The organism is Arenicella chitinivorans (genome assembly GCF_014651515.1).
GTDB lineage: Bacteria > Pseudomonadota > Gammaproteobacteria > Arenicellales > Arenicellaceae > Arenicella > Arenicella chitinivorans.
Window position 1 is genome coordinate 1 of the sequence record NZ_BMXA01000001.1, and the last position, 21,671, is coordinate 21,671.

Below are 21,671 nucleotides of genomic sequence, written 5' to 3' on the forward strand. Positions count from 1 at the left end.
TTCTGAGTCGAATATCGACTTGTCAAAGAAGATGGGAGGTATTCATCACAGTAGAGCCGATTTAATTTTCTAGGAAGAAAAGAAAGATTGCCACGCTGCGCTCGCAATGACGGGTATTTGTTTGACTCACTCACTGTTATACCCGAAGTGCAGGCTACGCGCTTCTGATTGAAGCGACGGGCAGTACGGTAGTGCTCTGCCGAATTCAAAAGAGGCCAAGTCTACGTTTAAAACCATTTAGTTCGATCGGCTCTCGTCGCCATACATCGCCCCGCAAGCATTGAGTTTTAAGATACGTATGCGCTTTTCCTAAAATTTTTCCTCGCATTGAACCAAATGCAATCCTGATGCAACCAATATCTGTGACTTGGCTCAATCGCTACGGTTGGGTAAATGCCTGTACTTGGCGCTGGTTGCTAAATCGTCTGCTTATGTCGACCAAGCCTGAGTATTTTTCGTCGACCCTAGCACCGTACTTAATTCAATTTACTGAGAACCTAATATGAAGTATATAAAGAAAAGTATATAAAAGGACACCCATCATAAGAATGGCTTAAGAAAATGTCGCCAGTCTCATCTTCGCGCACGAGATTGGTCGAGTTTTTATGGTTTGAGTTGACGCTTAAATAGTAGAGTTGCGGTCTTAGACAACAATTTACAGTTTCAAAAAATATAAAAAATATAAAAGGACACCCATCATACACTATCACTTATACCCGACTTACTCGTAAAAACTCGCTTTCTAACGATTCAAGGTCGGAGTTTCTCTCTATTCTAGTGTTATGGGTCGAATTCACTACACTCGAGACTAGGGTAATTTGATGGGTGTTCTACTATGACTCTAAATCCACAGTCTAGATTGCTTGACCACATAATGTATATTATTGCTTCAGCAAATTAATACCAAAGTACATGGAAGTAATATGAAGAATTTTCTCGTCGCCTCGTTGTTAGTGCTTTTTTCGATGGTCACCGAGTGTGATGCACAAGTAATGGAGGAAATTGCTGTTACCTCGCCACGGTTATCATACTCTGGAGATAGAAACGATTTCAGGCGTTATATCAATAGTATTGATACATCACCTCGGCCAGGTGACGGTATATCCGGCGATATTGAAGAACAAGAGCGCCTGTGTGAAGCGCACTATAAAAAAGAGCGTGCAAAATGTGAGGAACAAGCTATTGCAGGAACGGTAGGCAGGGTAGAAACTGAATGCGTTCCATATTTGAGTCACCCTAACGTTGAAACGACATTTGAGATCAGTGTTCCGGGTGCCTCCGGCACAACCAGAATTACCGCTACCACGGGTATTCAACTATACGACGCTTGTGTCGGGAGAGCGAATATGCGGGAGCAGGCAGTATTAAAGGTGTGTGAAAACATTGAAAGAAACGCCGACTGTGAATTCAATTAAAGGTTAGATTACAGCTATGTTCACAAAATCCAAGATAATCGGTGCTTTAACGGTTAGTCTGTTAGCAATTGGTTTGTACTATTGGCAGAGCTCCCAACAAGTCAAAGTTGCTGGCTCAGACGAAGAAGGTCATATAGAAATCACTTTGCCACAGCCTCAAATACTCGCTCGGGTCGATGACGATGAGCAACGATCAACCAACAGCAACCAGGAAAGGATTGAGACTGCAACCTCAGAGGAGAAGGTATTCAATTATGACGAAGATTGGTGTTTGTCTACAGATCTAAGCGACGAAGGCCGAGAACAATCCGAGAATGAATATACCGAATGGGCTGCTTCACGAAATCACCTTGATGGCGATAGGGTCGAGCAATTCAATCGTTATACGAGTTATGATATTGAAGCTTTGAAGGCCTTGGGCGATCAGGGTGATTTGCTGGCCCTATCGGCGATTGTAGCGAACCCTGATGTAACCGATGAGCTTAAAGACAAAGCAGCATGGACCGCAGCTGTGTATGGTGGTACTGGGAGTGCGATGTCGCACTTTTCGACCAAGCTGAAAGGGGAGGCCGTGGCACAGATGGTCGCGGGCAAAAAAGTACTAGCGAAAAAGACGTTTTTAGAGAGCGTTGCTTGGGACGAATTTTCAGCAATGCGTGGAGACACGCTGTTGATAGAAACAATACCGTTTACACTCGCCCTAGACAGTATGAAGGAGATTCAGATTACTGAAGCGGACGAAAAGTGGATCACCCAAAGAGCAAGAGAACTCTATTCCAAATTAAGCGAAGAGCGTATTTTAATGGGGCTTGGAGAGTTCGATAATACTATTCCCAAAGTTGTCGCCGTCGAACGGTACGGTGTAGCTGCCTATAGCATTGCCAATTATGAGCAGGGCGAATGGTACTTAAAATATTTTCCACCATCAGAGTGCCTTGATAAAAGGCTAGAGTTATCAGCCAGCAAATAGGGTCAAAGCGTCAGAGTCGAATTAGTACTGTTTCGTAAAAAAATTGCCGCGCTGCGCTCGCGATGACGGGTGAGAGAAGCTCTCAGCAATGGGTGAGAAATGATAAAAGGACGCCCATCATAAGGGTCCGGAAAGGGGTCAGAGCCGAGTTAGTACTTTATCGTAAACAGATTGCCACGCTGCGCTCGCAATGACGAGTCTTCGTTTGACTCAATCACCGTCATACACCATGTGCAGGCTATCCGCTATTTAGCAAGGTGAAGAAGCTGAACCCGAATATAAAAGGACACCCATCATAAGAATTGCTGTCCAACGATACGAGAGTGCTTCTTGGTAAGGTCATAACCATCCTTGTTTATTCATCCTTGATTGACTTTCGTCTGTCAGTGAAGCGGGTTTATGGCAAGATGGTTATGATGGGTGTCCCAGATATGACAGCGACGGGTCAGTCGCAATTCGTCTCGGGGACTGTGTGCATCTCAGTAAGCGAGATTTACGCTTCCGTGGTGATGCCCAAAATCGTCAAGGAAATAAGAGACAAGGAACCTGGAATCATGATCGAGGTCGTCGCATCGAACGAGATCAGTGACCTACAAAAACGTGAAGCGGACATTGCTGTTCGAGCTGTGCGTCCAACACAGACCGAGCTGATTACCAAAAAGATCAAGGACATGAGCGCAACCTTATACGCGACGCCGTGTTATCTGCAAAAGCTCGGCTCGGTTAATACAATTCAGGAGCTAACACATGCGCTCTTTGTTTCTGTCGGCAGTCGCGAGGCCTTTATAAAGGCGATGGCAGGAATGGGTTTAATGCTCGCCGACGACAATATTTCAGTCGTATGTGAGAGCCATCTAGTGCATTGGGAGATGACCAAGGCAGGTTTGGGCATTGGGCTAGTCCCGACCGACATCGGGGACGCCGATCCAAGTGTACAACGGGTGATAACAGGGCTAGAACTGATACAGTTTCCGATTTGGTTAACGACGCATCGAGAACTCCGTACCAGCAAAAGAATCCAGTTGGTATTTGAATTGCTTGCAGAGGCGCTCTCGTCTTAAGTTGCAGGCAATCTAAGCTGAAACGTACACGTAGCTAGGCGCGAAGATTGCCACGCCGCACTCACAATCACGGTTTTCAAGTAGCTAGCGCCATCGACCTACCCCATGGGCAGGCTACGCGCTTCTGAGCGAAGCGAAGAAATAAATACAGTAATGCGTCTCCCCTGAACCGAACCGCACGCCGATTCAATTCGAGCGAGCGCAATGCATCCGCTTGTAAGTGGCTGGGCTAATACCATACAGCGCTTCAAATGCCATGCGAAATCCAAGTTCTGACTGATAACCGACTCTGCTGATGACTGTCTTCAGCGCTAGGCCGGATTCAATTAAGTGTTTGGCGTGATATAGGCGTCGAGTCGTTAAAAATTTCGCGGGTGTTGTACCCAAAGATTCAACGAACTTACGGTGAAAACTGCGTTCACTCATGGCGCATCGGTCTGCCATATCACTGACTTTGATCGGCAAGTGCATATGTTCGTCTAACCACAGCACAACCTCTGCCAGTGCGGTATCCAGTTTGGCTTGCGCATCCGTTAACTGACTGTATTGCGACTGATACCCTGGACGATGCACGTACAGCACCAGCCACTTGGCGACATCTCGCATAGTCGCATTGCCTAAATCCCTGCCCACCATGGCGAGTGCCATGTCGATGCCCGTGGTGACACCAGCCGAAGTCCAGATGTTGCCATCTACGGTATACAACGCGTCCTGTTCAACGTGGATTTTCGGGTACTCACGCTTAAGGGCACTCAGGTCGGACCAATGGGTGGTGGCCTTTTTACCTTCTAGGAGTCCTGCGGCGGCGAGAATTAATGCGCCGGAACAAATCGAGCCGAGCCGATCTGCATGCTTAGAATTCGATTGCAGCCAGTGTTTGAGCGTTGGGTTTTTGCAAGCCGTGTTTATTGCGGCGGGGTCACCACCAACAATTAACAGTGTGTCAGTACTGGATAGTTGAATGTCTTGCAGTGCGTTGGCGGACACGGCGATACCCGATCTAGAGTCGATCAGGCCACCAGAGCAGGACACAGTACGGATTGTGTAAACCGCTTTACCAGCCAGCTTATTGGCCATATGGAACACGGAAGAGGGACCAGATAAATCAAGCAATTCAAACTGCTCAAAAATGACAAAAATAATGTTACGCACTGTACTCATTGGCAGAAAATTAACTATATTTGTCATTTCTGTCAAACAGGATTGTCGCACCATGCACATCTCGAATCACCGTAAATGACCTATTGAGATGAATATTGGTATCTATATCTACGATCAAGCCGAGGTGATGGACTTTTCAGGCCCTTTCGAAGTGTTCTCTACTGCGAGTAGAGTCTGTTCAGGAGGGCGTCCGTTTGAGGTGTTTTTAATTGCGGAAGAACCCGACGCAGTCACCGCTCGAGCTGGCTATTGCGTGAGGCCTGAGTTCAGCATTCAAAATCATCCTGCGCTGGATGTGCTGGTGGTCGCAGGGGGCGATCACACCCAAGAAATGCACAAGCTACCGGTGTTGAGCTGGGTTCGTGATCAGGCGGCTAAGATAGAGCTCTTGGCATCCGTTTGTACTGGCGCCTTTATTTTGGCGGCAGCGGGTTTACTCGATGGTAAAAAGGTGACCACGCACTGGGAAGACATCGATGATTTACGAACGCAATTTCCACACCTCGACGTGGTCGAAAACGTACGATGGGTAGAACAAGGTAATTTATTCACTTCAGCAGGTATCTCTGCGGGTATCGATCTGTGTTTGCACATCGTAAGTCAGCTAGAGAATAGCGAACTCGCGGAAAAAACGGCGCGACAAATGGACTACCGATGGATTAAAAATCCCGATATCTAGGCTGTACAAATCACATTGGCTAGTCGGGAGATGAACTTTTGAACAGAGTCAGTTTATAAACGCCGCTTGAATTCTGCGAATCGTCCGTTCAAGATGCTTGTAAAGCAACTCGATGACGCCTACCAGCATGAAAAGCTATCTTGTTTCAGTAACGATCAGCAATTGTCTTTTGACGGCTGAAGCTAAGAAAAAATCACCATACATAATCGACAAATTTGTAAATCAGTTCGCCTGTATTCTCGCATTGACGGTCAAGGCTGAGAGCACGCGTGACGCAAAGGAGAAGGCCCGCGCGTTTTTAGATACTGAGCCTAATTTTAGATCGCTGATCACAAACACACAGGACAACCCCGTCTGTTACGAATTTGACTATGTAAGCAGCTTTGGTGTTGCCAACGAGCCTGCAACCATAAAAATATCACCCAATTCCCTCTTGTTTTATGACCCGAATGAGAAGGGTGATGAGCCTCATGATCAAGCAGGTATGGCGAGGTTGCCACAAGCCGTCAAATACGAAAAAATTTCGAAAGACGAGTTACTAAATAACGGGGAACCAATTTGGAATCCGGTTTTGTGTACCCATATCCAAAATTCAATATCACTCGCTTATGACGAAAGTGATGCAGACCTAGTTGATGCGCTACCAGAACCGGTAAAGCATTTGTATTACCTTTGGGCCTTTCAGTGTGAGGTTGGCGGAAATGGCATTGACTCATTTGTTTTACAAAGGTCAGCGCATGAGATCAAGGGCTGTTACCAAGCCTTACAAATCGTTGGAGACGAGAAGCTAGCAGCAGCCTTAGCGGTTGGTATCGCGCGGACGATCGAATCCGATGAAGAGGGTCTTGCGGAGTACCGCTACACAGCGAGTGACTTGTCGTGGTTCGATACGTTCAAAGGCAAGTCGAAAGGCCTAGCGCTGCATAAAATTGACGATGCGTTTGATGTTTTCGAACTTGCGAACGATGCGTTAGATTCCAACATCATTCGCTACATCAAGGCCAATCTCAGTCATATTGCTATCTAAAAAAATAAGACCACGGACTAATTATTGGTGATTGACGGGCCAATTTAGAGTGCCAGGCAGAGCCTGTATTGTTTCCGTTCGAAACGTTGTTGCTATATGGATTGATCAGTATGAAGAAAAGATACAAAATTTTGTTGGGACTGCTTTGCTTACTCGTGGTGGTGTGTCTCGGTTTGCAAACTGACGACGACCTGAGCCCGGAAGCGGTGGCGTTGATTGAACAGGTAGACTGGCATTCGCCGAGTGAGGCGTTTGTATACCATCTGGGTATGGAAGCCGAGTTGGGAGCTGATCCCATGCTGGTTGGTCAGGAGGTTCTTGCGGAAATCCGTCAATTAGAAGCAGCTTACGCCTCGCTCACCAGCTTTGATGAGTTGCCCAGCTTGAGTGAGCGCGACACATTACAGCTTGGCGACTATAAGGCGTTCTGTAGCTTGCGAGACGGTGAGGGTTGTCTCTCTCGATTATTCGAAGACTCCGACATTCCACTTGACTCACCTGAAATGGTTGCAGCCCAAAAACGGTATCTCAAACTTCTTAGCTTTGGTGATTATCGAACACTCTCCGAGCCACACTATTTGGAGCACTTTGGTGGATTTTCTGCCTGGACCAAAGGGAATCGTTTGGTCAGCCTTGAGGCCATCGCCTTGGCTAAGGCCGGTGAGCCTGAGCTTGCCAGTGCGAACCTGTATGAGGTTCTGGGTTTGCAAAGAAGGCTCATCGCACAAACTGACACGTTGATTGCGCGTATGGTGTCATACGTACAATTCAATGAGACCATTGATGTGTTGTCAGTGATTCACCGGGAGTTCAATCTGCACGGTCGCAAAATTAAACCATTGACGACCGATGAATTGAGTCTGCACGCCGTGCTTGCGCATGAGTTTATGTTTGCTCGAAGTGGATTAGGTACGGTTCTGCTCGACAGTGAGTATAACGAGTACAGTGCATGGCCAGACTGGGTGGTACGCATGGGTTTGAAGCCGAACATAACACTGAATGAATTAGTTCCACATTACTTGCAGGCAATCGACGTTTCAGAGATGACGCAGCCGAGATTTGACCACGATGATCACATGGAGGTGAACGCCTCTCACCTCAGGAATTTTTTGGGAAGTAAGATATTTATCGACGCCAAACCTGACCTTAACCCTTATATCGCCAGAGGTTTTAATCTTAATGTGAAGATCGCGCTGTTTAATGGCTTGATTAATAATGAGGTCAATGACGCCACACTGGGAAGCATCGAGAACCCGTATTACGACGACGAATTCGATGCCGTTCTATCTGAGGATGCCAAGCGAGTTTGCATGGGTGGGCCGCTTGAGGATGCTCACGGGTATCGGTGCTTATCTGTTGCGATGTAGACATCCATTGATCTTCGGGTGAGATTGCCATGCTACGCGCGCATTCGCGAATTTTCGATTGACTCGAACCGGGTCATTATGAGTGCAGCGGATATTCGAAATGACTGGAAAGCGCGCGCGACCTCAGAACGAAACACCGTGGCCGCAGTTAAAGTTGCGTATCTATTTTCCCGGTTAAAAGGCTGTTGACGGTATCGCGCTCGGCAATCGATTAAGTCTTGATTCGCAGTTGAGGCGTGTACGTTCTGAGCGCACTGCTAGAAGCGGTAACTCAGACCGCCACCGACACTTAGAATGTCAAAATCGGAATTCAACTGAATCTTATCTAGGCCGAACTTAAGCCCGATGTGATTGCCTAGCTGGTATCGCCAACCAAGCGCCAGCCCAAAGCCAGTCCCATTTTCTGAAATCGAAGGCGCACCGTTTAACAGCAAATTGGCGTCGTATCTTAATGCTGAAATGTCGGCGAATAACGCGTGTCGTGCAGACAGCGCATGGCGATAGCCACCTGTAATAAACACCGCATCATAGAGTAACTCGTCTCCACCAAACAAATCGTCAATCGGAGACAAGCTTCCGCTCTCTCCGTCTAAGTAGCCAATACCAGTGTAGAAACCACTGTTAAACTGATATTGATAAGCCAGACTGTAGTGTTTCGTGTCTTCGTCGCTAAATCCCTGTTGGTTAAGGTCAGAGTCTAGCTCGCCTGCATAAAGACTCACTTCAACTGAATGCCGTGACTCAAATGCGTCGTTATATTCTGCCATTGCAGTCTGGCAATTTGCCGAGAAAAGCAAATGCACTAGTGAGAGAGGTACTACATATTTCGATTTCATGTTTCTGTCTCGGTTTGGTTTAACTCATTGACTCTTCGTAAGGCCACTGGAAACATTACGGATGCCGATACAACTTGGCTATAGATACTGATCCGTTATCTTTACGGTTTTTTAGCAACGATAAAAACCCATAAAGCTTTACTTGGTCGCCATTGGTGGTCGATTTCAAAGCCGGCAGCAACTAAGCTCTTGACCAGGCTTCGGACTGAAATAAATTTGACGGTTGGAACCTTCCCAAATAGCTTTCCAAGCCAGAGTAGAGGCCACAGCAGCACGTAAAAACCTTCACTTAAGCAGGCGCTGCTGGTAATGAACACACCACCTGGTTTAATGAGCTGGAATGACTTTGCAATTGCGGTATCCATGTCATCCAGTAGATGAAGCACATTTAACCCCAGTACGGCGTCATAAGACTCGGGCGGCGAGACAAAATTATCAATCGAATCCTTTTCAAACCGAACATTCGTGATTCCAGCATTCGCAGCCTTCGCTTTTGCGATGTCGATCATTTTTTCAGAGAAGTCGATAGCGTGGACATGTTCAACGTAAGGTGCATGAATCAGCGCAGTTGACCCAGTGCCGCAACCAAATTCAAACACACTTGATTGAGCACTAAAGTAGCGCCTACTTATCTCGAGTTTTTTCTCATAACTGGGTATATCTGAAATGGCTTGTTGGGAATACTTGCTTGCGGCTTTATCCCAGAACTTACTTGATTTCGAATTGGTATTTTTACGGCCGGACATATTTTATATTTCTCCACGACGTGCTTTAGAGAGCGACGCTATTAGACACCCATCAATCATATTGGTTTATATGTAGTCTTAATAGCGCTATAGTTGCATTTTATTTATGCATATTTGTATGAGTTGAGCGTCTATGGAATTTGACTGGAACCACGCGCGAGCCTTTCTTGTTACCGCTGAACAGGGTTCATTATCTGCCGCGGCTCGTGTTCTCGGGCTCACGCAACCGACCCTAGGTAGGCAAGTGAACGCCTTAGAGAGGGAGTTAGGCGTCACTCTTTTTCAACGGGTGGGGCGAGGTTTAACCCTGACACAAAGTGGTGCCTACCTGCTTGAGCATGTGAAGTCGATGGGCATGGCGGCTGGACATGTGTCTTTGGCCGCAATGGGCCAGTCACAATCTATCACGGGTACTGTGTGCATCTCGGTAAGTGAAATCTACGCGACATTGGTGATGCCTCAGATCGTCATGGAGATAAGAGATCGAGAGCCTGGAATCACGATCGAAGTTGTCGCAACGAATGAAATCAGCGACCTACAAAAACGTGAAGCGGATATCGCAGTGCGCGCGGTGCGCCCGACCCAGTCTGAGTTGATCACTAAAAAGATCAAAGAGATGAGCGCAACCTTTTATGCCACGCCCGGTTACCTGCAAAAGATCGGTCCGGCGAAGACGATTCAGGACTTGACGCATGCTCACTTTATTTCAGTAGGCAGTTGCGAAGCCTATAAAAAAGCCATGGCGGGGTCAGGTTTAATGCTTACCGATGAGAATATTTCGGTGGTGTGCGAGAGTCATTTGGTTCACTGGGAAATGACAAAAATGGGCTTAGGAATCGGCCTGGTACCAACGCACATAGGCGACGCTGAACCAAGTGTACAACGAGTAATTGCTGGCCTGGATCTGATTCAGTTTCCGATTTGGTTAACGACGCATCGAGAGCTTCGCACCAGTAAACGAATTCAATTGGTATTCGACTTGCTAGCTGAGGCTCTTGCGGCTTGAGGTATTCTGAGCCAAAGCGGCGAATCTCAATGCCGCCATCATGAAAAATCGGCTAGTGCATCGACTCTTGCACCAACACTTCTTTATAATACGGTCCCTTGAGGTCGTTCGTGGCCGAGCCAGTAATTATTTGACTTACCGTTTGAGGGTGCTATGAAATCGTTCGGCTTTGGAAGTGTGTTTGTTCGTTTTGTGTTTGCGTTGGTGCTCGTGTTTGCGACGTACAACCCTTCTACGTATTCCTACTATCATTGGGTCGAAGGCGTGTTCCCAAAATTCACACCTGCGTTGGCGATCTGTGGTTTGTTCATTCTCATTGCGTGGGGCATCTATTTGCGCGCCACGTTTCGCTCACTTGGCGTTCTAGGGCTTGTGTTAGCCGCTGCATTCTTCGCGAGTTTCGTCTGGTTATTCTACGACCTAGGGTGGTTGCAAACGGATAACGTCAGCGTGATGACCTGGGTGGTATTGGTGATAGTCTCGCTATTGCTTGCCATCGGTATGTCATGGTCGCACATTCGACGTCGACTCACTGGGCAAGTGGACATTGATGATGTGGATGAAGATTAGTTTGGCTGATTAAGATTGCCACGTCGCTGCGCTTGTCAGAATGACGGTTAGGAGGAAAGCATGAAAACGCCGTCATACCTCAAGGGCAGGCTACGCGCTTCTGAGTGCAGCGAAGAATCTCCCCGACCACAGTTCCAACCCAGCCACAACATCCAAACCACGGTCGATGATAAGATGCGCTATATCATCAATTCGGTAGCTAGGCATTGACCCAAGGTTAGTAATGACGCAGCTTCATCAGTACATCATCATACTTGGTGCGTTCCAGGGAGTACTGCTGTTCGCCTTGCTCGTGGCAGACCGTCGAGTGGCTACCGCCGGTAAGTTACTGGGCGTGCATTGTCTGTTGGTTGCCCTGATTCTATTATTCCCCTTTTTACTTTTTTCTAATCAACCTGAGGCATTTAGCTGGGCGGTTGGGTGGTTGTTTTACATACCGGTGTGTCTCGGGCCGCTGTTTTATCTATATTGTCGTACGGCGATCGTGGATCGCCCTTTGAGGCTCTCTGATTCAGTACACGCCTTGCCAGTCATTGCTTGTTATCTGCTTAATATCGATTCAATCGTGTTTTCGGGTGACGAAATTCGAGCTTGGGTCATCGGCGCACCGGCACCGAACTGGCGTTTATGGTTGAGTGAGTATCTTCTTTTCGGATTTGCGTTTTTCTACTTTGTGTTGACGCTTGTCACGATCCGACGATTGCAGATGCAAGCGGGTAGGACACTCTCCTCAGTTGATCCAGAGATTTTTAGATGGCTATGGATTTTCGTAGGGAGCGTGTTCATTGTTTGGGTGGCTAAGCTGATTTTGTCGTTTACCAGTTTGCTTCCGCCTATTACTGTGGTGGCGACGGACGCACTGATCGTGCTGTTTATTTACATGGTGGCGATTGCCCAATGGCGCAGTCCGAAGTTGTTTGCGGTCGAAAAACTGGCGACTGTGCAAGCACAGTTGGAAGCGGATGAAAGGAGCGCGAAATCGGGCTCCGGTGGTATGCTCGATACACAAATCCGAGCAAGCATGATCGATGAAATCAAGCGGCATGTGGAATCAGAGGGGTTGTTTCGTGACAGTGGATTGACGCTGACGGGTCTGGCTGAGGCAACCGGCCTAAGTACGCACCACGTATCGGAATCACTGAACCAACAGGAAGGGAAGAATTTTAATCAGTTCATTAATGACTATCGGTTAGACGATGTGGTTCAACGCCTAAAAGCTGGCGCAACGGGCACAATTTTGGAGTTGGCAATGGACGCTGGCTTTGCGTCTAAAAGCACCTTCAATACCTTGTTTAAGAGGCGTTTTGGCGTTACGCCGTCGCAATACAAGAGGGGGGTCGTGGGGGGTGAGGTTGTGACGCTACCCTGACAATGACGGCTCCCCAGATTGTCATACTGAGCGAAGCAAAGAGTCTTAACGAGGATTGTCGCACATTGATGAGTGGGTGCTGCGTTCGGTACTCCGTTATACCTCAAGGGCAGGCTACGCGCTTTTAAGCAAAGCGAAGAATCTCAGCCCCCCCATCGCGAGGCATTGTTTAGAAAATGCTACTGTCTCTGTTTGCGTGACTGGTGGTTCTCCCCTAGCATAATGGTATGACTTCTTCTATGTCTCGCTCACTGATCCTTCAGGAACCAACTATCTCACGTGGGCGGCTCTTTGGATTTGCAGCAATTGTCTTTTTCAGCTTCCTATTGTTTTATCTGGTTAACGCGGCGACGATTCCCAGTCGATTCAGCGTTGACGACCACCTGAACTACGCCGCAACTCTGGCGCTGGCTGAGCAACACCAATTGCCCATTATTCGAATTGATACACTGGAAGCACTTGCCCCTCGGATCCAATTTTCCAATGTGGGTGCAACTCGATCTTTGCGACCACCATTGACCTACATTATTTCGGCGGGTCTCTATGCAAGCACAGAATCATTAGTGAAACAGCGGGCATTTCGAGTGCGTTTAGGGTCTGTATTACTGGGCGCGTTGGTGATCGGGTTGGTGTTCGGAAGTGCGTACTTGTTGTGTCAACATGTTGGGCTGGCATTGGCGGCGGCGGTGGTGATTGGGCTCTCACCCAGATTTGTAATTTTGGCAAGCACCAATAACGATGATATTGGTGCGATTTTCTCAGTCGCCGCTTTGTTATTTGCCTCCTTACTGGTGACGCGCAGCAATGCGTGTGTGAGTGCGTTGTTTGCTTTCGCAATTGCCTGTGGTCTGACGTTGCAGAGTAAATATACCGCTTGGCTATGTTTGCCATGGTTCTTGTTTTACATCGCTCCCATAGTCTGGCGGCAGCGGCACAAGTTGATTCGTTGGATACCAGCCTTAATTATGAGTGCCATAGTGGCAGGGGCGTGGTGGCCGATTTGGAATATGTATCACTATGGTTGGAGTGACCCGAGCGGCTTAGACAACGCGGCAGCAGTCCAGATGTATCTGACGGACGGGGTCGCTAATCAACGTGGTTACTGGTCTCGAGGTGTTGGTCTCGTAGACCTATTGTCGGGTCACCAATCATTTTTTGGCACAAGCTTGGCATCCATGGTCGGCTATTTAGCGTGGATTGATGTGTCACCAGTCGCGGCAGTGTATTGGTTTTATGGCGGGGTGTTAATAACCGCAATCGTGTTTTGTTTGTATCGCATACTCTTTTCATGGGATAGGTTGGCGAGCATCGCGCTGGGAATTTTGTTCACACTGGTCGGTTTTTTTGTACACCATAACCTATTGCGTGACGTACAGCCGGATGGCCGATATTTACTGCCCGCGCTGCTCCCGATGGTGATTATTCTTATCTCCAGAATGCGTGGGACTTCTCGTTCTAAATCGTGGTTGGCATCCTTGTTCATCACATTGGGTGTTGGCCTGTTTTCCTTGAATTATGTCAGAGTATGGCTGCATCAAGGCGTTTTCTGGTAGTTGTAGACGCTCTGAGATTGTTGTTGCGCCTTAACTGTGTTAAGACTATGTCATGTTGGGTTGGTGCTAAGCGAATAGCGGCGGTGAGCAGTGGAATTCCGCCATGCACTTGCAGCTTAGCTTTAGTGGGGGCGTTCCAATTATCATCGTCGCAACGACGTATTTGATTGGTTCGATATAAGGGTGCGCTTGAACGATTGTCCTAATAACAACTAACTGAGAGCCCGATCAATGCTGATATCGAAATTTTGCCGCCTCGCACTGGCGTGTTTCACCACATTTTTATTCACTGCAATTCTATCGACCGCCAGTCTCGTGTATGCCGATGAGGAAACGGGGCTGTGTCCGGAAAATTTTACCGAGGGTGTGGTCACGACGGGCTACGTGGATTGTTTTCGTACGACAGGTGCCACTTCTGATCGAGAGGAGGCGGAACGTCGACGACTAGTACGAGAGGCAGAATGCATCGCGGAACCTCGAAGTGAATTAATATTCTCTGCCGTACTCTCTAACAGTTCTGGGGATTTTTTCCCCAGCTTGATCTGTCGTATAAATCGAGTTGTACCGGCTGGAACGATTCTGTGTCCAGACGACTCACTGGAGGTATATCGTGCTTTTGATACGTTAGCTTGCGAATACTTTGGAAGTGCTGCCAACACCATGGCGACGGCACAGCAAGCGCTTGCGCAGGACGAGGCCGCATGTCTGGCGCAAAGCGGAGGCTCTGTGCTTGTTTCCGCAGTCCGTATCGCTGAGTCACAGGACGACGATGAGCTCTTTTATTTTACTGATCTCTCTTGCGGTTTTACGATACCACCAACCGATACTTTTGAATGTCCGGTTGGCTTTGAAGAATTAAGTCGAGATGAAGATTTGCTGTCGTGTCAACGGTTGGACTCTGGTTTACCGAGCGAAACAGAAGCAAATAGAGTTAATCAACAAGTTCGAGAAATTTGTTCCGCAACGACGGGTCAACTGGGGTCCGTTGTTTTTTCTACTGTCGTCGTTGACACGTCATTCGATCAGCCTGCTTTCACAAGTGGGGTAGAGTGCGAAATTAATCTGCCACGATATGGTGATTACGTCGATGGTGATATTCTACGAGCCTGTGATGCGACGTGCACCTTGGATATTCAAGAGGTGCGTCCATGTTTGAATGGCGGTACGGCGGGTGGGCCTGGTTGCAGCGGTGTTGCCACGAGAACTGTCACCCGTCGATGTAATACTGGTAAGGACCGGGATGGTCTGTGTCCATTAAAAGGTGTCCCGGAGTCGAACGTATTGCCGTTACTGCTCCTAGATGATGATGAGGAAAACTAATCTTATTTTGAGACGTATACCGAAAGATTTTCACGAGGTGAATGCAGTGAGGCGTGGGGCCTTGTCGGAGGTTTCCACGCTTCGTATGCAATGACGATCTTCGCTTTTCGATGCGATTATTCTGCTCGTGACTTTGCAAACCGTTAGTTCGTCCCTGAGGTAAGGTGGCTCGGGCATTCTGAGCACAGCGAATAATCGCCCTCGATTAAAGTCGCTGTGCTCTTGCTTCGCGCTTAAGCGGAATTACGGTTGTAAACCACGCCGTTGTTTTCTTCAAACGAAGAACCGAAATCGTCATCGTCGTCATCGTCCTCTTCAGGCTCTTCTACCTGTAAGGTGAACTCGGTCTTGGCCTCAAAACCATTGGCATTTTTGATTTTCAATCGCAGATTATTTGGCGAGTCAGCGTTTTTAATGGTCTCGTCTTCGCTGATTTTACCAGCTTGATACAGGCCCAGCAGTGCATCGTCGAAGGTCTGCATACCGTACTGCGCCGAGCCTTCCATTGCTTCTTTTAGTTCTTCAATGTGACCTTCACGAATCAGGTCCTTGACGCGCGGAGAGCCCGTCAAAATCTCGATCGCAGCGGCACGCTTGCCATCGACAGTTGGGATCAGACGTTGCGATATAATCCCGCGCATATTCAGTGACATATCCAGCAGCAGTTGTTTATGCCGGTCTTCCGGAAAAAAGTTGATGATTCGATCCAATGCCTGGTTGGCATTGTTGGCGTGTAGTGTCGACAAGCAAAGGTGACCGGTTTCCGCGAATGCCAGTGCATGTTCCATAGTTTCACGACTGCGGATTTCGCCGATCAGGATCACATCGGGAGCTTGGCGCAGCGTATTCTCCAGTGCGTCTTCATAGCAAATGGTATCCACACCGACTTCGCGCTGATTCACAATGCTTTTCTTATGCGGATGCACGAATTCAATAGGGTCTTCGATGGTGATGATATGACCCGCGTGGTTCGTATTGCGATGATCGATCAACGATGCCAGCGAGGTCGATTTACCCGAACCAGTGCCACCAACAAACAGAATCAGCCCTCGTTTTGACATGATTAACTCAGTTAGCGATTCTGGTAAACCTAGGTCTTTAAAGTTCGGAATGTCGGTTTTGATCACCCGAATTACGATGGCGTATTCCGCGCGTTGCTTAAAGATATTGACGCGAAATCGGCCAATCTCGGGTTTGTCGATTGCCAGATTCATTTCTGGTTTGTGTTCAAACTCGCTGGCCTGTTCGGCGTCCATGATTTCAAGCGCGATTCGCTTTACATCTGCCCCTGAAAGTGAGTTTTTGCCAACGCGCATGAGTCGACCTTGCACTTTCATGCTCGGTGGCGCGCCAGAAGATAGATAGAGATCTGATCCGTCTTTATCGACGATCAGTCGCAATAGTGCGTCTAGCATTTGAATTTCCCCCTACAGTAAAATTCAATTGTTTTTAAAGGATTTTTGTCAAGCTTTAATGGTAACTCATTCGCCGTCCGTTGAGGGCCAAATCAGCGAATTTTGAAGATAAATTACAGTTATCTAGAAGGCGGGAGGATTAACGATGAGATTGCCACGTCACTTTGTTCCTCGCAATGACGAGTTTGGAAGGTGTGCGGAGGTGGTTTGTTCGCAATGACTGCTGAGTGCTATGCCCGGTTGTACGCTGAGACGTTTGGGTGCTGTGCTATTCGGTTGATCTCAATGTCTGGGTAGTACCTGCGCACGAGGTTTTTCACCGGTAATGAATTAGTTGGTATTGATATGCTCGGATACTGCGTCATTCTGAGCGAAGCAAAGAAATCTATGCACGCCACGGACGTACACACATCAATAATCAGCCGGCACCGAGCAGACGGCCAAATATGGATTGTAAACCCGCAGCAATAACGCCTTGAGGTTTGTCGACTTTATAGCGCCGCCATGAGGCTGAATTGTCTTTCAGGTACAGGTGTCGACGGAATGCTTTGTCGATGGCGGCATAGAGTTCTTCTGAACAGATCGGGCTGGCAAGGTACTTAAACACTTGGCCTTGGTTGATCAGGTCAACCGCAGTATTCGCGTCGTATTCGTGTGTCAGGGTAATGGTGACCAGCTCAGGTCGCGCTTGTTTGAGCAAATTAATGGTGTGTAGTGTCTCTTGTTGATCGGTCAGTTCAACGATGACGACACCGACGTTGTCGCGCGTGGTGGCAGCGGTGATCGCTTGCTCAACATTCTGGGTGCTATAGACCATGATCTCGCGTTGAGTGCAAAAACGTCGAATCTGGTTGCGCACGTCCTGGTTTTGCTCAATCAAGACAATGGCTTTGCCGCGTGTCGCCGAAATAAAGGCGTCGTCTTCCCCGCCTTCGACCACGGTACCATCGCCTAAAAAAACGGTGCCGGCCGGCAGTTCCGAGGCAGTGGCGGCTTCGGCAACAACTTCTTTGATTTCAAAGTTGTCCCACGGCTTATTAATGAATCGGTATACCTCGCCTTCATTGATGGAGTCTACGATTGCCTGACGGTCCATAAACCCAGTGAGTAAAATGCGGATTGTTTGTGGGTAAGCGCGACTGACTTCGGTCAGTAATTCACTGCCGAGCATGCCGGGCATACGTTGGTCACTCACAAGCACATTGACATGGTTATCGGCGAGTATTTCGAGCGCTTCTTGACCGCTGTTGGCGATGAGGACGTTGTATTCGCGTCGGAACAACGCTTTCAGCGCACTGGTAATACGCGGCTCGTCATCGACACACAGTATGGTGAACTGTTTGCTGGCTTTACTCATTTAATTGACATCCCCATTTTTGCTTATCTCAGCGCCTATGCTGCGGGCAAAAAGATAGACACGGTGGTCCCCTGGTTCAGCTCGGAGCTGACCTCAATACGCCCATTATGTTCCTCGATGATCTTGTACGCAATGGACATTCCCATGCCGGTCCCCTCACCAATCTCTTTGGTAGTATAGAAGGGGTCAAACATTTTTTTCTGAGTTTCTTCATCCATCCCCGTACCTTGATCGACAAAGTCGATGCGTATGTCAGGCCCCGTAACGGCGGTTCGAACAGTCAAATCGCCATGGGTGTCTCGCATTGCCTGACATGCATTTGTAATAATGTTTAAGAACAACTGGTTCAGTTTCGATGGCGCGCACTCAATAGTCGGCAAGCTGCCAAACTCACGATTTACGGTCACATCATGTTCTTTGATCGCATTGCTGGCGATGGTCAAAGAGCTTTCTAGACAGTCATGAATATCGATGTTTTCCGTCGACTGACGGTCCAACCTAGAAAAGTTCTTTAAGCTTTGTACCAGCTTGGATATCTCACTCAAGCCGAACATGCCATCGTCCAGTAGTTGCTGGCTTTCTTCGATCAGTTCATTGGCCTCGAGCTCACGAGCCTCGTCAAGCAATTCGGTTAGTTGCTCTGATACAGCGCTCGGGTTTTGCTCTTGCGCGTCGAAATCGGTTGCGAGTGCGTGTAGCTTGCCAAGTAACGGATGTAATTCGGATAGGTTCAGCTTTAACGATCCAGCATTACTGGTAACGTACCCCAGTGGTGTGTTGATTTCGTGAGCAACGCCTGCCACCATCTGGCCCAGTGAGGCCATTTTCTCGCTCTGAATCAGTTGCTGTTGCGATTCGCGTAAATCCTCGTACGCTTGCTTGATCTCTTTGGTGCGATCTGAAACCTGCTGTTCCAGGGACACGTAATTGCGCCAGATTTTGTAGGCAAAAAACACCAGTACCGTCAGCGAGAGTAAGGCGTAGGCGAATAACGCATTGCGTAAAGTATTCGATCCTTCGATCGCGTTCTTGTGGTATGCCGCGTAGTCCGACTCGATTTGGTTTAGTAGCTCTCCGGTTTCAAACGAAAATAATTTTTGATACCACTCGTCTGCTGCAGGGTACAGGTTTGCGATGCCGACGACTGCCGCGCGGTATTCGTCAAATGTGCGCTGTGTGCCCAAAGCAAGTGGCTGCTCTGGATCGGATTGCTTTAGGCTCAGGTCACCAACTATGTTGCTGCCCAGAGTAAGGCTCAGCAGCTTAGCCTGAGCCTGTACGATGGATTCGTATAAACCGGCTTGCAGCTTGAGCTCGGAATTGGCCATCAGGTTTGGCGCGATGCTGTTCACGTTAAGTAAGTGCTGAATAATATCGGTATTAGCGGAGATATATTGCTCCAGCAGCTCATTGCGGTCTGTAAACGCTCGCTCAAACGCAGTCACGTTCTGACTCAATTGTGGACTGCCTTCGATCTCCTCGAAGAGCGCATCAAATCGTAGGTTATCGAACTCAGCGCTCAACTCATAATTGGTATCACGCAAACGATGGTGATCAAACTGGCTGTTGAATCTTGATTGATTGAGAAGTAAGCGCAGGTTTTTATCCAAGGTTTGCAAATTGCGTATCGATTCCGTGGTGCGTAAATACACGGTTTGGTCTAGTTTTTGGTCCTGTGTTAAGAAGTACACTGTGAGCCCAATTCCAGTGACGCCAAGTACCAACAGTATGAGGATGTATTTACGCATTCGTTGCTCTCAGCATTCGGTAAGGGTTACGTTTAATCCTTGGTTTTATCTTTCTTTTTAAACAGGCCGGAAAACCAGTTACCTAAGGTTTTCTTCTTTTCAGGTTCGCGTGCTTTGGCTTTATAAGGTTCTGCTGGGGCTGGAATTGCCGTGACTGGCGTTGCTTGCAATAACTCCAGAAACGCTTGTGAAGGCTTGGCGATGTTGCGCACACCGAGCTGCTTTTGGACGTATCCCATAGCCCAGAAAGTCTGTTCTCCAGCGATACCGTCAATGCGCGCGTTATAGATTTTCAGCCGTTTTAGTTCGAGTTGAATTGCCTTCACCAGTTCGATCTGTGTCAGCGGTGCATTGCTTCGTTCTGAGTCATCTAAGCTTGGCGCTTGCGCCGTAGGTGAGTCGTTGTCGTTCTGACTCGTCATGTCTTGCGTGCCCGCATCCACGATGGCCGAACTAGTCGCAGCGATAAGCGGTGATTCTGCCAGCGCGCGATCGGCGTCTGCGGCAGCGTAGTCGGTGCTGCCCGTGTATTGAAGTCGAAGTAGCGCATCGTCAGAGTCGGCCACAGAAACCACCTGAAAGGCGGGTCGATTGTGTGCTCGAAGATCGAATGGGCTCTCGAGGAACACCACTCGTAATTGATCGCTGTAACGCCCAACGTCATTGTCTTCGTGCTGAAAATAGGGATCAGAGAAAGTCAATTCGCCAGAACTGAGGTCACCAATTTTAAACGCGACGCTGGCTTCAAATTCGTTGGTTTTGTTCAACAGCGACGCGACGTGAACTTCAACCGGGTATTGCTCGCCGAACTCGCAATACTCCTCAAAACGTGATTTAGGGTAAGTCAGTTCCCGAGCAAAGCCGGTTTGGCGTAAACAGGTAGCTACGCCCTCGGTAGTATAACTCCCCAGTTCGAAAAAATTTGATGCGTGCGGGGTATTAAACTGCACGGGTTTGATGTTTGAAATACGGTAAACACCGCGCCATTCACGGAATTCCTGCAGTTGTGTCAGTTCCACGGCCGAGAGGTTTTCATTGCCAAGGTAGGGTAATTTTCGGTTCCATACAATCAGCCCGTGTTCAGCATCCCACAGCTGGTTGAGCACGGCGCTGCTGGCCTTCATCATCTCGCGATACCGAGCCTGTTCATCCAACACCGCTTTTACTGCGCGTTCCACCAGCTTGGTGTCATCAACGATCGGGTTGGTGAACTTAACCATTCGCGATCCCTGTAATTTGGGGTGATTTACCAGTCCGTCCAATACATAGCCATCACTGGATTGGGTGTAACGGAGGTCAGCTGAGAAGTTGATGGCGTAACCTGGTGCGTACTCTTGTTTCAGAAACGTGTAGTACTCGTTCTCCCGCCCAGGAACCCGTGCCGTCGCGCGAATAACGCGGTCATAAATTTCGTGATTGATTTCGCGTTCTGAAAAACGGTTACGACGCAGCATGGTGGCGACACGCTTGCGAAAATTTTTGCTGCCCAAGTCCTCGACGTACAGGGGTTCGCGTAGTTCAAGCTTACCTGACACACGGATCGTACCCGAGCCACCATCGCCCTCAGGACTCACGTCGTAGTCCATCGACGCCACCTTGAAATCATGCGCTACCTGATAGCCCTCAACATAACTTTGGATTTGTGCGGGACTGGGTTGCGAGCGCTGGCAGCTGCTCAAGAAAAGCGCAGCAAACAGAAACAATGCCAAAGCGAAGATGGGTGAGTTTAAATTAGAGTTAGTCACAATCAGAAGTACACTGCGCATGGTTTTGTTCTATTTTGTTCGTTACCGTGATGCGCGTTTGTAACGATTTTCAACGCCATTCTCTCGAATTCGTTCCAGTTCGGCAACTGTGGTCGTGGGTTTCTCAATCAAACGGTGTTAATTCCTTTAAAAACAGGTGTTTGACGTAGCTGTCAAAGAGTGTAACCCGTGCGGCTAAAAATGTCAGTTGGAATAGATGCGCCAACGCGCGCCTGGCAGTGGCAGGCAAGGTTAAACAACTAAGAAGTACTGTCGCGTTGACCGAAATGAAGAATTGAAACCGGCCAACAAGTTTGTAAGTGGTT

General features: G+C 48.3%; 19 protein-coding genes. 12 read left to right on the top strand and 7 right to left on the bottom strand.

The window, feature by feature from the left end; all coding sequences use genetic code 11:
• The first annotated feature begins 347 nt into the window (after positions 1-347).
• From IE055_RS00005 to IE055_RS00020, 4 genes are all read left to right on the top strand, one after another.
• Entirely contained in the window at positions 348-506 is a 159-nt protein-coding gene (locus tag IE055_RS00005) for a hypothetical protein (RefSeq protein ID WP_189397955.1), read from the top strand.
• 417 nt (positions 507-923) lie between these two features.
• Positions 924-1,415, top strand: a complete 492-nt coding sequence (locus tag IE055_RS00010) for a hypothetical protein (RefSeq protein ID WP_189397956.1) — start codon at positions 924-926, stop codon at positions 1,413-1,415.
• A gap of 16 nt (positions 1,416-1,431) precedes the next feature.
• On the top strand, positions 1,432-2,385 hold the full coding sequence (locus IE055_RS00015) for a hypothetical protein (RefSeq protein ID WP_189397957.1): 954 nt from the start codon (positions 1,432-1,434) through the stop codon (positions 2,383-2,385).
• A 365-nt stretch (positions 2,386-2,750) separates the two neighbouring features.
• Positions 2,751-3,446 carry a substrate-binding domain-containing protein gene (locus IE055_RS00020; RefSeq protein WP_189397958.1) on the top strand — a complete coding sequence of 232 codons (696 nt, stop codon included), beginning with the start codon at positions 2,751-2,753 and terminating at the stop codon, positions 3,444-3,446.
• Positions 3,447-3,632: 186 nt separating this feature from the next.
• On the opposite strand, the gene IE055_RS00025 is transcribed toward IE055_RS00020, so the two are convergent.
• Positions 3,633-4,634: a GlxA family transcriptional regulator gene (locus IE055_RS00025; protein WP_229794047.1), complete on the bottom strand. Its 1,002-nt coding sequence runs from the start codon at positions 4,632-4,634 to the stop codon at positions 3,633-3,635.
• A 61-nt stretch (positions 4,635-4,695) separates the two neighbouring features.
• Between IE055_RS00025 and IE055_RS00030 the strand changes: the two genes are divergently transcribed.
• The 3 genes from IE055_RS00030 to IE055_RS00040 all read left to right on the top strand — a co-directional run bounded on the left by IE055_RS00030 (position 4,696) and on the right by IE055_RS00040 (position 7,680).
• On the top strand, positions 4,696-5,286 hold the full coding sequence (locus tag IE055_RS00030) for a DJ-1/PfpI family protein (RefSeq protein WP_189397960.1): 591 nt from the start codon (positions 4,696-4,698) through the stop codon (positions 5,284-5,286).
• A gap of 127 nt (positions 5,287-5,413) precedes the next feature.
• Positions 5,414-6,313 carry a DMP19 family protein gene (locus IE055_RS00035; RefSeq protein ID WP_189397961.1) on the top strand — a complete coding sequence of 300 codons (900 nt, stop codon included), beginning with the start codon at positions 5,414-5,416 and terminating at the stop codon, positions 6,311-6,313.
• Positions 6,314-6,423: 110 nt separating this feature from the next.
• Positions 6,424-7,680: a hypothetical protein gene (locus tag IE055_RS00040; protein WP_189397962.1), complete on the top strand. Its 1,257-nt coding sequence runs from the start codon at positions 6,424-6,426 to the stop codon at positions 7,678-7,680.
• 257 nt (positions 7,681-7,937) lie between these two features.
• Here the strand turns inward: IE055_RS00040 and IE055_RS00045 are convergent, their stop codons facing one another.
• Positions 7,938-8,516: an outer membrane beta-barrel protein gene (locus IE055_RS00045; RefSeq protein WP_229794048.1), complete on the bottom strand. Its 579-nt coding sequence runs from the start codon at positions 8,514-8,516 to the stop codon at positions 7,938-7,940.
• A 101-nt stretch (positions 8,517-8,617) separates the two neighbouring features.
• A complete protein-coding gene (locus tag IE055_RS00050; protein ID WP_189397964.1) occupies positions 8,618-9,262 on the bottom strand; it encodes a class I SAM-dependent methyltransferase in 645 nt (214 codons plus the stop codon).
• A 133-nt stretch (positions 9,263-9,395) separates the two neighbouring features.
• Between IE055_RS00050 and IE055_RS00055 the strand changes: the two genes are divergently transcribed.
• From IE055_RS00055 to IE055_RS00075, 5 genes are all read left to right on the top strand, one after another.
• Positions 9,396-10,268, top strand: a complete 873-nt coding sequence (locus tag IE055_RS00055) for a LysR family transcriptional regulator (RefSeq protein ID WP_229794049.1) — start codon at positions 9,396-9,398, stop codon at positions 10,266-10,268.
• Positions 10,269-10,421: 153 nt separating this feature from the next.
• Complete coding sequence (locus IE055_RS00060; RefSeq protein WP_189397965.1) at positions 10,422-10,838, top strand: DUF6524 family protein; 417 nt, start codon at positions 10,422-10,424, stop codon at positions 10,836-10,838.
• A gap of 223 nt (positions 10,839-11,061) precedes the next feature.
• Entirely contained in the window at positions 11,062-12,207 is a 1,146-nt protein-coding gene (locus IE055_RS00065; protein ID WP_189397966.1) for an AraC family transcriptional regulator, read from the top strand.
• Positions 12,208-12,446: 239 nt separating this feature from the next.
• Positions 12,447-13,760, top strand: coding sequence for an ArnT family glycosyltransferase (locus IE055_RS00070; protein WP_189397967.1), 1,314 nt, complete (start codon positions 12,447-12,449; stop codon positions 13,758-13,760).
• 231 nt (positions 13,761-13,991) lie between these two features.
• Positions 13,992-15,080: a hypothetical protein gene (locus IE055_RS00075; protein WP_189397968.1), complete on the top strand. Its 1,089-nt coding sequence runs from the start codon at positions 13,992-13,994 to the stop codon at positions 15,078-15,080.
• 233 nt (positions 15,081-15,313) lie between these two features.
• On the opposite strand, the gene IE055_RS00080 is transcribed toward IE055_RS00075, so the two are convergent.
• The 4 genes from IE055_RS00080 to IE055_RS00095 all read right to left on the bottom strand — a co-directional run bounded on the left by IE055_RS00080 (position 15,314) and on the right by IE055_RS00095 (position 21,366).
• On the bottom strand, positions 15,314-16,495 hold the full coding sequence (locus IE055_RS00080) for a PilT/PilU family type 4a pilus ATPase (protein ID WP_189397969.1): 1,182 nt from the start codon (positions 16,493-16,495) through the stop codon (positions 15,314-15,316).
• A 418-nt stretch (positions 16,496-16,913) separates the two neighbouring features.
• Positions 16,914-17,852: a response regulator gene (locus IE055_RS00085; RefSeq protein WP_189397970.1), complete on the bottom strand. Its 939-nt coding sequence runs from the start codon at positions 17,850-17,852 to the stop codon at positions 16,914-16,916.
• 35 nt (positions 17,853-17,887) lie between these two features.
• Positions 17,888-19,600, bottom strand: coding sequence for an ATP-binding protein (locus IE055_RS00090; RefSeq protein ID WP_189397971.1), 1,713 nt, complete (start codon positions 19,598-19,600; stop codon positions 17,888-17,890).
• Between the two features lie 32 nt (positions 19,601-19,632).
• Positions 19,633-21,366 carry a peptidoglycan-binding domain-containing protein gene (locus tag IE055_RS00095; RefSeq protein ID WP_189397972.1) on the bottom strand — a complete coding sequence of 578 codons (1,734 nt, stop codon included), beginning with the start codon at positions 21,364-21,366 and terminating at the stop codon, positions 19,633-19,635.
• Between the last annotated feature and the right edge of the window lie 305 nt (positions 21,367-21,671).